Origin of the sequence: Campylobacter sp. BCW_4321 (assembly GCF_001763075.1) — a bacterium.
GTDB lineage: Bacteria > Campylobacterota > Campylobacteria > Campylobacterales > Campylobacteraceae > Campylobacter_D > Campylobacter_D jejuni.
In genome coordinates, this window is the sequence record NZ_MJYA01000064.1 from 85,639 (window position 1) to 97,850 (window position 12,212).

Consider the following 12,212-nt stretch of genomic DNA (forward strand, 5'->3'; position numbering starts at 1 on the left):
TCAATTTTCCTTTATCTTTTGTGCCACTTTCTTGCCTACAAGCATTGCAAGATCTTTAAAATCAGCCTTATATATAGATTCAAAATTTCCATAATACGCTAAAAGTTTTTGTATAACCCCTGAACTAAGTCCTAAATTTACAAGCTTAGAACTATTCAAGTCCTGTTTTTTCTTAGTATTTTGATGAAAGCTGATAGCAAAACGATGCGCTTCATCTCTTAATTTCTGTAAGAATTGTAGTTTTTTATCGTTAATACTTAGGCTAAATTCTCCTTTTAAGGAATGAATTTTATCTCTAGCACCTCCTTTAGCCCTATGTGCTTTTGCATCGATTTTTTCTTTTGAAATAGCTAAAATATCGACATTTGCCCCACTACTTACAATGATTTCTTTAGCCAAATCAAGCAAAGCCTTGCCTCCATCTATAAGCCATAAATCAGGAGGGGGTATTTTATCAAAGTCCAAAGCCCTACGCATTAAAACTTCACGCATTTGATCATAATCATTTTTATGTTTTAAATGAAATTTGCGATATTTTGACTTATCCCAAGAATTTGCACTATAAGTTACCATAGCTCCAACATTTGCCACGCCTTGCAAATGAGAATTATCAAAAATTTCTATATCATTTGGTAAATTTTCAAGCTCAAAATAAGACTTTAATTCTTTTTGTATAGTAAAATCATGATTTTTTTGCTCTTTTTCTATATTTAAAAGGGCATTTTGAAAAGCCAAATCACAAATTCTTCTTTTTTCTCCTATTTTAGGGATTTTAATACTGATTTTTTTATCAAACCTTTGGCTTAAAATTTCTTCTAAAAGCATTCTATCTTCAAATTCTTCATAAACATAAATAACATTTGCAAGCAAAGGAATATCCATGCTAAAATTTTCTAAAATCAGTTGCTTATAAATTTCATTTTTATCCCATTGTATATCATTTTTTATAGGAGTAATCTTAGAATTTACACTGATAATTTTTCCATTTTGCACTACAAAACGTAAGGTTGAAAGCATGGAATTTTCAAAGGCTAAAGCAAATACTTCAAAATCTTCTAATTTTGCAATATCTATTTCAACCTTAACTTCCAAATCTTTAATCGTTGCAATCTGATCCCTTACTTTAGCTGCTTCTTCGTAATTTTCATTTTGCGCTAAAACAAACATTTGTTTTTCTAAGTTTTTAAGCAAAACACTAGGATTTAAAAGCGCATGCATAGCCTCATCTAAAATTTCAAGGTATTTTTCCCTGCTGATGCGTTTATCACAAGGCGCAAGACAACGAGAAATTTGATAAAAAATACAAGGGGATTTGCAACTTGCTTTTTGTTTTAAAGGATAGTATAAATAAAGCGCATTTAAAAGCTCTCTAGCACCTTTAAAAAAAGGGCCAAAATATTTGATTTTGCTTTTTTTTACCAATTTTCTAGTGATCTCAAAGCGTGGAAATTCTTCTTCAAAATCCACATAAATATAAGGATAAGTTTTATCATCTCTTAGTAAAATATTATATTTTGGATGCAGTTGTTTGATAAAAGAATTTTCTAAAATCAAAGCATCGGCTTCTGAATTAGTAGTGATAAATTCCAAATGCACTGTTTCTTCAATCATTTTTTGAATTCTTAAAGAATTTCTTGGATTTGCATGTAAATTTGGAGTAAAAGCAAAATAAGATTTGACACGATTTTTAAGATTTTTAGCCTTACCTACATATAAAAGCTTTCCTTCTTGATTGAAGTATTGATAAACTCCAGCACTATTGGGAAGAGTTTTTAGCTCATTTTCTAATTTCTCTTTAGTCAAGATTAGAACCTTTTTTTATAAGTTCTCTTAAATCTTCAAATTTCTTAAATAATTTTTCATCTTTAAAGCAATTTTTAAATTCACCCTTAGAAAGCTCCAAATAAGAATTTTTAGAGAGTTTTTCATCATTTTTGTTTTTATTTACTGCATAAGTGTATTTTTGGGAAAAGATTTTTATATCTTTTATATCAACAAATCCACTTAAAGGATATTTTTGTCCATATGCTTTTATGAGAAATTTAATATAAATTTTGCTATCATCATGATTTAATTCTTGATAAGCTGCTGGATGTAAGGTTATTATATTTAAAATATGATTTTTTACATAAATTTTAGCAATCAAACGTTGCTTAGCAAGCGGAAAAGAACTTAAAAAATCTTTGCAAAAAAATAAGGTTTTTAAAGGCTTATAATGAGGTTTATCCATCAATTCATTAATGACAGCACTAGCGTTTTTAGTCATCTTAATATTATTTCTTTTTCTCATAAGATGATTTTAGCATTTCTTTTCTTAATTTTCTTCTGTGCTTGCGGATATAAAGGCAACCCTCAATACACAAGCTATGAACAAAATGGTTCGGTAAAAACCATTAAAAAATACGAACAATTACATAGGTGGTAAATAATGAAAAAAGCAGATATTTTAGTTTTAGACTTTGGCTCTCAATACACTCAGCTTATAGCAAGACGCCTAAGGGAACAAGGAGTTTATGCAGAAATTTTACCTTTTAATGTAAGTTTAGCTGATATTAAGGCAAAAGAACCAAAAGGTATTATTTTAAGCGGAGGTCCAGCAAGCGTATATGCAACTGATGCGTATTTTTGCGATAAAGGCATATTTGACTTAGGTTTACCTATTCTTGGAATTTGTTATGGTATGCAGCTTATGGCGCATCATTACAAAGCTACAGTTGCACCTGCAGGACATAAAGAATACGGTAAAGCAAACATAGAAGTTAAAAAAGATAGCGCTTTATTTAAAAATCTTCCAAAAAAGCAAACTGTTTGGATGAGTCATTCTGATAAAGTAGAAAATTTACCTCAAGGTTTTGAAGTTTTAGCCACAAGTGAAAATAGCCCTTTTTGTGTTTTTGGAAATGAAGATAAGAAATTTTTTGCTCTGCAATTTCACCCAGAAGTACAACACAGTGAATTTGGCAAAAATATCTTAAAAAATTTTGCTAAATACGCTTGTAATTGTGAAAGTGTTTGGAATATGGGTTCTTTTGCAAAAACTCAAGCAGAAAAAATCCGTGAAGAAGTAGGCAGTGATAAAGTGCTTTGTGCTGTAAGTGGCGGAGTAGATAGTAGTGTAGTTGCTGCACTTTTAGCCAGTGCTATAAAAGAGCAAGTTATAGTAGTTTTTGTAGACAATGGACTTTTAAGGAGCGGAGAAAAAGAACAAGTTGAATTTATGTTTAAAAATACCTTAGGTATCGATCTTATCAGCATTGATGCAAGTGAAATTTTCTTAAGTCGCTTGGCTAATGTTAGAGATCCTGAGCAAAAAAGAAAAATCATAGGAAATACCTTTATAGAAGTTTTTGAAGAAGAAGCAAAAAAACATAAAGATGTAAAATATCTCGCTCAAGGAACACTTTATACTGATATCATAGAAAGTTCTGTTGTAGGTGCAAGCAAAACCATTAAAAGCCATCATAATGTAGGGGGCTTGCCTGAAAAAATGAATCTTAAACTCATAGAGCCTTTAAAAGAAATTTTTAAAGATGAAGTGCGTGCCCTAGGACTTGAGCTTGGACTTAGCAAAGAAGTAGTTTATCGCCATCCTTTCCCTGGACCAGGGCTTGCTATACGCATTATGGGAGAAGTAAATCGCCCTAGCTTAGAACTATTGCGCAAGACTGATGTAATTTTACTTGAAGAACTTAAAAGCACCGGCTGGTATGATAAAACTTGGCAAGCATTTTGCGTGCTTTTAAATGTTAAAAGCGTTGGGGTTATGGGGGATAACCGCACTTATGATAATGCAGTTTGTATACGCGTTGTAGATGCAAGTGATGGTATGACAGCTACTTTCTCGCATTTACCTTACGAAGTTTTAGAAAACATAAGTCGCCGTATCATCAATGAAGTAGAAGGTATAAACCGCGTTGTTTATGATATCTCAAGCAAACCACCTGCAACCATAGAATGGGAATGATCCATTTTTTCTAGCTCTTATTTTTATTATAAAATTTTTATAAAAATAAGGCTAGAATTTATTCAAGAAATTTCAAGGAAGAAATATGCATGGAAAAATAGCTATTTATATGGATTCTACAGGACGTGGAACCGTTACAAACTCAGCAAATACCTTTTTTGACTTCAATCGCCAAATTTGGAATGATAAAAAAAGTATGCCAAGTGTTGGCATGCTTGTGGAATTTAGAACTCTTTCTAGCGAAAAAAAAGCAGAAGACGGCAAGCCCGTTCAAACAAGCAAAACCATAACGGGTATAAAACCTTCAAAATTTCAAGAATTTAAAGAAGGGGATTTTATCACTGAGCATGATTTTTGGAAAACTGATAATGATGATGAATTAGAAGACTTGCAAAACTCAAGAAGAAGTGCTTATATAACAGAACTCTATAGAACAACAGACTTTGACAGTATAGAAAAAATTCCTCTTTCTTTTACTATACCTCAAGCTATACAAAAATATTTTGCCCATGAAATTTTATCCGTAGAAACGCTTCAAGCCAATCTACAAGATGAAAAGGAAATTCCTTGCATACTTGATTATCTTATACTTAAAAGATTTTTATTTAAAGCTTATGATACTTTAATTTTTATGGATAATAGCATAGACCAAACCCAATTTAGCGCGTTAAAAAGCATCATGATGCATTTAGAGAATTCATATAAGCAAATGATAGCTGATCAAAAACCAAATATCACTAAAATTTTTAACGAAACTTTTTTATCTTTGCAGTGTCATTACCAAGCTTTAGTAGCCACCATAGATACAAGAAAAAATCGTCTAGCCTCACTTGAAGCACAAATGAAAACTTTGCAATCTGAAATAAATCTTAAAAGCAATGCGGCCAATACAGACCCTGAAAAACTTAAAGCAAGACAAGAAAGATTGGCTAAACTACAAAAAGAAGCAGAATACTACAGAACAACACTAAAAAGACTTGATGCTATAAGGGAAGATTTTTATAAGAAAAATTACAATATTTTCGAAAATGCTTTTAAACTTTCACGAGAAAAGCTCTTTAAAAAAATTGTCACAGGTTTAAATCTATGCGCAACCATAATGGATGTTAAAATTTGGCACTTATCTTTAAAATCATCAGGGGTTAAAAATTCTTATTTTACCATGAGCAATATAGAAAATTCTTTCTGTTCTCTTTCTTTTGCAGAACATTACTTAAGTCGCTTAAATAAATCCGCTCTAAATCCTTTTGATCAAAAACTTTTAGTGTATATTCAAAAAATTACAAAAGAACAAAGAAAAAAATTTTTAGTTGTCACATCGGATTTAGATTTATTATGCAAATTAAAAATTGAAAACTTTTCACAAAATCCATATTATTTAGTAAAATACGCACCTAAAAAAGTAAATTATCAGTCTTTAATGCGTGACAACACCTTTGATATAGTCTATATTGATGAAAAACATGTTTGGGAAAATGTTGCCGATATTATTTTACAAGGAAAGCATTTTGACAAATCAGGAAAAACCAAATTTAAACTGATTTAAGACATAGAAATTTAAGCTAAATTAAGTTATAATTTCCTTGCCTAAACAGTTTGTGGTATTTAAAGTGATCCAACACATTTTTATTAACTGCGATTGTGTGATTTACCGTGTTCTGTGGCATCGTTTGAGCTTTGAAAAAAGCGAGAAGTTGCAGCCTTTAAAAATTACCTAGCGGTTTTCTTTGACTTTTTGGGGTCAATCTTTGTTAAACGGCTGTTTGGGTTTAAAAGGAGATATAAATGAAAATAATGATTTTGGGTAGTGGTGCAAGAGAATATTCTATTGCTTTAGCCTTAAGAAGAGTAGACAAAAATTTAGAGTTTTATTTTGCTCCTGGAAATGGCGCTACCGAAAGTCTTGGAACAAATTTAAACCTAAAAGATCCAGTAGTTTTAGCAACCTATGCGAAAGAAAAAGGTTTTGATCTTTGTATAGTAGGAAGTGAAAGTTTTTTAGCTGAAGGTGTTGTAGATATTTTTAAACAACAAGGACTTGCCATTTTTGGGCCAAGTAAAGCTGCTGCAATGCTTGAAACCTCAAAATCTTTTATGAAAAGCTTTCTTAAAAAATACCGTATCAAAACAGCCAAATTTTTAAACACAAATGATATTGAAAAAGCAAAAAATTTTATACATAGTTTAACCCCTCCTATAGTAGTAAAAGCCGATGGACTTTGCGCAGGAAAAGGTGTTATCATAGCTAAGACTCATGAAGAAGCCATAGAAGAAACAGCTAAAATGCTGAGTGGAGAAAGCTTTGGAGATGCTGGAAAACTCGTTGTAATTGAAGAATTTTTAGATGGTTATGAATTAAGCATTTTTGCAGTATGTGATGGCAATGATTTTGTTTTACTTCCTGTAGCACAAGATCACAAAAAATTACTCGATAATGATCAAGGGCCAAATACTGGCGGAATGGGTGCTTACGCTCCTAGCTCTTTAGCGAATGAAAGCTTGCTTAGAAAAGTTCAAAAAGATATTATTTTACCGACTTTAGCAGGCATGAAAAAAGAAGGAGCGGAATTTTGTGGTGTTTTATTTATAGGCGCTATGATCGTTGGAAATAAACCTTATGTATTAGAATTTAATGTTCGCTTTGGAGATCCTGAATGTGAAGTTTTAATGCCTTTAATCGAAAATCCTTTGGAGCTTATTTTAGCTGCTACTCAAAGACGCTTAAGACACACAAAAATCAAAATCAAAAAAGAATTTGCAGTAGGGGTTGTATGCGCGAGTGAAAACTATCCTTACAAAAGTTCACCAAAAAGTGAAATTACTGTAAATAACATTCCTGAAAACTCTCATATCTCTTATGCTGGAGTAAGCCTAGAAGATGGCAAATTAATGGCTGATGGTGGAAGAGTTTTGGTTTGCGTTGGCACAGGAAAAAGTATAGAAGAAGCGCAAAAAAATGCTTATAAACTTTGTGATAATGTAAATTTCAAAGGAAAGCAATACAGAAAAGACATCGCTCATCAGGTTCTTAAATGAAAGAAAATTTACAAGACCGCTTAGAGCGTGAAAATCTAAAAATAGCAAGTTTTGGAAAAAGAGTTCTAGCTTTTTTAATCGATGATATGGTTATTTCTTTGATTGTATTTATCATTTTTTATGATCGTCTAATCCAAGCAAAAGATTTATTTGAAACGACTCAAATTATAGGAAATTTTTATCTTGGCTTCATCTTGCTTCATTTTAGCTATCAAGCGATTTTTACTTATCTTTATGGGGCAAGTTTGGGAAAAATATTATGCAAAATTATCATCTTGGATGAAAATCTTCTCGACAAACCCAATCTCATCCAAAGTTGCATCAGATCTGCCATAAGACAAGTTAGTGCTATGGCGTTTATGCTTGGGTTTGCTTGGGCTTTAAGCAATGATTTGCGCAAAGCTTGGGAGGATTATCTAGCAAGGACAATAGTAGTCGATGTGGCGTAAATTTTCCCTATTGCTAGGAACTAGCATAGCTTTAAATGCAGCACAAGTTGATATTTACGCTCTTGATGCAAAAAAAGAAGGTGATATTCTTACTGCAAACAATGATGTTATTATTTTTTCTGATTTTTATTTCATCACTGCCAATAAAGCAATTTACAATGAAAAAACCGGAGATGTTGAGCTTTTTGGCGATGTTAACATCCTAAGGGGACAAAACGAAAGATCACATTCTGATTATGCTAAAATCAACCTAAATTCCAATCAAGCCGATTTTAGTAATTTTTTCTTTTCCAATAACAATCTTGAAGTATGGTTTCAAAGCAAAACAAGCCATCTAAATGATAAAGTCTTTGAAAGCAAAATTTCAGCAGTTTCAAGCTGCAATGTTGAAGATCCTGATTGGGAAATTCGTTTTTCAAAAGGCTGGCTTAACCGGGAAACCAATTTTGTTCATCTTTACAATGCAAGATTATATGTTAAAAATACCCCGGTTTTTTATCTACCTTATTTTGGATTTAGTGCTGATACTCATAGACAAAGCGGGCTTTTAATCCCAAAAATCGTTTTAAAAAGTAGCGAAGGCTTATACTATGAACAACCTATTTATATTGCCACTCAAGAAAATTGGGATTTAGAACTTGATCCACAAATTCGAACAAACCGTGGTTTTGGACTTTATTCTACTTTAAGATTTCTTGATTCTCCATATTCAACAGGAGAATTAAATTTTGGTGCTTTTAGGGAAAATAGCTCCTATTTTCACGATGAAAATTTGAAAAATCAAACCCACTATGGAATAGAACTAAAATACTCAAGAGATGATTTAATCAAATCTTTACTCAGTGATAATTTTCAAGAAGGCCTATGGATAGATGCAACCTATCTCAACGATGTGGATTATTTAAATTTAGGAAGTAGAGATTATCGAGATCTTAACTCGCTTGTAACCTCCAAAATCAATTATTTTTTAGCCGATGAAAACAATTTTTATGGAGCTTATGCAAGATATTATATCGACACATCTAAACTTAGCAACAATACAACCTTGCAAGAATATCCAAGCTTTCAATATCATAGATTTTTAAATAACCTTTTTGATGAACGCTTGCGTTATTCATTTGATGCTTCATTTCATAATTTTTATCGACCTGCTGGTTCTTATGCAAATGAGTTAAATTTAGACTTGCCTATCTCGTATCACAATGCTTTTTTTGGAGACTTTTTACACTTTACTTTTACAGAAAAATTTTATGCTTCTTTTGTAAATTATAGCAACGATCCCGAAAGAAACCATGAGCATTATTTCAGAAACACTCATGATTTTAATCTCTACACCGATCTTTCAAAAGCTTATGAAAATTTCTTTCATACTTTAAATTTAGGAGTGAATTACATTTTACCAGGAGCAAAATCAGGTAAAATCACGCAAGATTATCTTGAAGAATACGACAAAGAAAACGAACATACAAGTCTTTATGCTGTGCAATATTTCTATAACAACGAAGGACAAAAAAAACTCAAACACAGATTTTCACTTGACTATCTCAATAAACAAAATAAATTCTATGAACTTGAAAATCTTTTAACTTATTATTTTAATGCAAACATCAATCTCAACAGCGAAGTGCTTTACTCTTATGAACAAAGTCGCTTTACCAATGTCATCAGCCAAATAGAAGTCAATACAAATTCAAAATTTAATTGGATGTTTTCTCATGCTTATCAAAACGATGAGTATGGAAAATATAGCTTTATTGGCACAAGAGCAAATTATATTGCCTCACCTAATTACAATTTATTTGGTGGAATTTGGTTTGATACTCAAAGAGCTCATGCAAACATGTGGGAACTTGGCTATACCTATCAAAGAAAATGTTGGAACTATTCTTTAATGTATAGAGAAAGAATCGATCCACAACTCACAAGTGGTGGTATCACAGCTAAAAATCAAAGCGGAGTTTATTTTATTTTCAACTTCTATCCTTTAGGAGGAGTAAAATACGATTTCTCTTTAGCAGAAAGTGAAAACAAAATTTAAAAAGGATGAAATTTGCTAAATATTTTAAAAAATTTTACGAATTTATTATCTGGTAAAAAAGGAAAAATAATGCAATACAGCATAGAAATTAACAAAAATACAGAAATATTTGATATAGATAAAGTCGCCAAACAAGCTGCTGGTGCTGTTTTAATGAGACAAGGCAAAAGCGTTGTTCTAGCTACAGTTGCAAGAGAAGAAAAACAAGTTGAAGAAGATTTTTTACCCCTAACCGTCCAATACATCGAAAAAGCTTATGCCGCGGGAAAAATCCCTGGTGGTTATGTCAAAAGAGAAACCAAGCCAAGCGATGCAGAAACCTTAACAGCACGTATTATCGATAGAAGCTTACGCCCTCTTTTTCCAAAAGGCTATGCTTATCCAACTCAAATCGTTGTGATGGTTCTCTCAGCTGATCCTAAAGTAGATTTACAAGTAATGAGCTTAAATGCCGCAAGCGTAGCTCTTTATCTTAGTGATATACCTATGAAAGCTCCAGTATGTGGTGTTCGCATAGGAAAGATAGATGGAAATTTCATACTCAATCCAAACAATGAAGAGCTTCAAAATAGCACTCTAGATCTCTATGTAGCAGGTGTAAAAGATGAGCTTTTGATGATAGAAATGAGAGCCTTGCCTGATCAAAAAGAAAATGAAATTTTTATCGAAGCTCCTTATGCTGATGTTTTAACTCAAACCACTTCACAAAATATGAATGAACTTAGCGAAGATGAAATTTTAGAAGCTCTAAATTTAGCTCAAAAAGCTATATTAAATGGTTCAAATGCTTATGAAGAAGCCTTTAGCAAACACAAAAAAAATTCTCAAATCGAACTAAAAAATGAGATTGAACATCCTGAAATTTTAGCTTTTATAGAAAATAATTTCCAAAAACAAATCAAAGAAGCCATCAACCAAATGGCAAAAAGCGAAAGAGCAAGCGAACTAAATAAAATCGCTAAAGAAATTTTAAATCTTGAAATCGCTAAAGACTGGAGCGAAGAAAGTATCTTAAATACCTTAGCTAAAGTCAAACGCAAACTTATTCGTGAGCAAATTTTAAATGAAGGCAAAAGAGCTGATGGTAGAAGTTTAAACGAGGTTCGTCCTATCAGTATAGAAACCAATCTCTTGCCAAACGCTCATGGCTCTTGTCTTTTCACTCGTGGACAAACTCAAGCTCTAGTGGTTGCAACCTTAGGCGGAGAAAACGATGCTCAAATGATAGACTTGCTTACAGAAAAAAATCCTATAAGCGAACGCTTTATGGTAAATTATAATTTCCCAGGTTTTTCAGTAGGCGAAGCAAGTCCTATCAAAGCTCCAGGAAGAAGAGAGCTAGGACATGGAAATTTAGCCAAAAGAGCACTTTATCCAAGCATAGATGAAAACTATCCTTATGTAATCCGCTTAGTCAGTGAAATTTTAGAAAGCAATGGCTCAAGTTCTATGGCAACGGTTTGTGGCGGATCTTTAGCCCTAAAAGCAGCAGGAGTGCCAAGCTTAAAACTTGTTGCAGGAGTAGCCATGGGGCTTATCTTTGAAGATAGCAAATTTGCTGTTTTAACAGATATCATGGGACTTGAAGATCATGATGGGGATATGGACTTTAAAGTAGCAGGAAGCAAAGACGGCGTTACTGCTCTTCAAATGGATATAAAACTAGGCGGAATCGATCAAGAAACACTAAAACAAGCTTTATACCAAGCCAAAGAAGGAAGAATTCACATCCTAAATATCATGGAAGAAGCCGCCAAAGAAATCGTAGTCAATGAAGAAGTTTTACCTAAACTTGAGCTTTTTAGCGTTGATCCTTCAAAAATCGTTGATATCATAGGGCAAGCTGGAAAAACCATCAAAGAAATCATAGAAAAATTTGGCGTTTCTATAGACTTAGATCGCGAAAAAGGTGAAGTAAAAATAGCAGGTAATCAAAACGAGCAAATCAAAGCCGCAAAAGACTACATCATAAACATCACAAGCTCTCAAAAAGGAACTAAAAAAGGCTCTAAAGACAAAGATATATCAGACTTTGAACTTGGGCAAGAATTTCAAGGTATTGTTAAAAAAATCGCTCCTTTTGGAGCCTTTGTGGAACTTAAAAATGGTGTTGATGGTTTATTGCATAGTTCAAAAAGCAAGCATCTTAATTTAAGCGAAAACCAAAGCTTAAAAGTTAAAATCAGCGAAATTAAAAACGGAAAAATTTCTGTGGATTTGTGTGAGTGAGTGAATTTCTAACTCATCCTTTTGAACCTTTTTTTGACAAAGATTCTAAAATCTTAATTTTAGGATCTTTTCCTTCTATCAAATCAAGACAAGACGGCTTTTATTATCAACACCCAAGAAATCGTTTTTGGCCTATACTAGAAACACTTTTTGATGTAAAATTAGAAAATATCACAGAACAACAAGCCTTTTTAAGAAAAAAACATATCGCTCTTTGGGATGTACTTCAAAGTTGCAAGATAAAAAATTCAGATGATAAAACCATAAGTTATGCAAAAGCCAATGATTTAAACCTAATCCTTTCTCAAGCCAAAATCCAAGCCATTTTTACTACAGGGCAAAGTGCTTATAGATTTTTTGTTAAATTCCACCCTAACTTAGAAGCCATAGCCCTACCCTCAACTTCTCCTGCAAATTTAAATTTTTCTTTTGAGCAGCTTTTACAAAACTATGAAATAATCAAAAAATTTACAAAATAACAAACTAAGCATTACCC

General features: G+C 32.3%; 9 protein-coding genes. 7 read left to right on the plus strand and 2 right to left on the minus strand.

Annotated features, from left to right (window positions below; genetic code table 11):
- Complete coding sequence (gene uvrC / locus AJN58_RS08485) at positions 1–1,803, minus strand: excinuclease ABC subunit UvrC (RefSeq protein WP_044779042.1); 1,803 nt, start codon at positions 1,801–1,803, stop codon at positions 1–3.
- Complete coding sequence (locus tag AJN58_RS08490; RefSeq protein WP_004305626.1) at positions 1,796–2,290, minus strand: hypothetical protein; 495 nt, start codon at positions 2,288–2,290, stop codon at positions 1,796–1,798. The genes uvrC and AJN58_RS08490 overlap by 8 nt, the downstream gene beginning before the upstream one ends.
- A 138-nt stretch (positions 2,291–2,428) precedes the next feature.
- Here AJN58_RS08490 and guaA point away from each other — a divergent pair, with 138 nt between their 5' ends.
- The 7 genes from guaA (at position 2,429) to AJN58_RS08525 (ending at position 12,195) form a co-directional block, all read left to right on the plus strand.
- A complete protein-coding gene (gene guaA, locus AJN58_RS08495) occupies positions 2,429–3,964 on the plus strand; it encodes a glutamine-hydrolyzing GMP synthase (protein ID WP_044779041.1) in 1,536 nt (511 codons plus the stop codon).
- Positions 3,965–4,049: 85 nt separating this feature from the next.
- Complete coding sequence (locus AJN58_RS08500) at positions 4,050–5,510, plus strand: hypothetical protein (RefSeq protein ID WP_044779040.1); 1,461 nt, start codon at positions 4,050–4,052, stop codon at positions 5,508–5,510.
- Between the two features lie 239 nt (positions 5,511–5,749).
- Complete coding sequence (gene purD / locus AJN58_RS08505) at positions 5,750–7,000, plus strand: phosphoribosylamine--glycine ligase (RefSeq protein WP_002861945.1); 1,251 nt, start codon at positions 5,750–5,752, stop codon at positions 6,998–7,000.
- Positions 6,997–7,449 carry an RDD family protein gene (locus AJN58_RS08510; RefSeq protein ID WP_002855813.1) on the plus strand — a complete coding sequence of 151 codons (453 nt, stop codon included), beginning with the start codon at positions 6,997–6,999 and terminating at the stop codon, positions 7,447–7,449. Before purD ends, AJN58_RS08510 begins: the two co-directional genes overlap by 4 nt.
- Positions 7,439–9,487: an LPS-assembly protein LptD gene (locus AJN58_RS08515; protein ID WP_044779039.1), complete on the plus strand. Its 2,049-nt coding sequence runs from the start codon at positions 7,439–7,441 to the stop codon at positions 9,485–9,487. The genes AJN58_RS08510 and AJN58_RS08515 overlap by 11 nt, the downstream gene beginning before the upstream one ends.
- A gap of 69 nt (positions 9,488–9,556) precedes the next feature.
- Complete coding sequence (locus AJN58_RS08520; protein ID WP_044779118.1) at positions 9,557–11,716, plus strand: polyribonucleotide nucleotidyltransferase; 2,160 nt, start codon at positions 9,557–9,559, stop codon at positions 11,714–11,716.
- A complete protein-coding gene (locus tag AJN58_RS08525) occupies positions 11,713–12,195 on the plus strand; it encodes a DNA-deoxyinosine glycosylase (protein ID WP_044779038.1) in 483 nt (160 codons plus the stop codon). Before AJN58_RS08520 ends, AJN58_RS08525 begins: the two co-directional genes overlap by 4 nt.
- Positions 12,196–12,212 lie beyond the last annotated feature (17 nt).

Excerpts from the sequence above, each read along its gene's own strand:
- AJN58_RS08490 (WP_004305626.1), bottom strand. The coding sequence starts at position 2,290 with ATGAGAAAAAGAAATAATATTAAGATGACTAAAAACGCTAGTGCTGTC.
- guaA (WP_044779041.1), top strand. The coding sequence starts at position 2,429 with ATGAAAAAAGCAGATATTTTAGTTTTAGACTTTGGCTCTCAATACACT.
- AJN58_RS08500 (WP_044779040.1), top strand. The coding sequence starts at position 4,050 with ATGCATGGAAAAATAGCTATTTATATGGATTCTACAGGACGTGGAACC.
- purD (WP_002861945.1), top strand. The coding sequence starts at position 5,750 with ATGAAAATAATGATTTTGGGTAGTGGTGCAAGAGAATATTCTATTGCT.
- AJN58_RS08510 (WP_002855813.1), top strand. The coding sequence starts at position 6,997 with ATGAAAGAAAATTTACAAGACCGCTTAGAGCGTGAAAATCTAAAAATA.
- AJN58_RS08515 (WP_044779039.1), top strand. The coding sequence starts at position 7,439 with ATGTGGCGTAAATTTTCCCTATTGCTAGGAACTAGCATAGCTTTAAAT.
- AJN58_RS08520 (WP_044779118.1), top strand. The coding sequence starts at position 9,557 with ATGCAATACAGCATAGAAATTAACAAAAATACAGAAATATTTGATATA.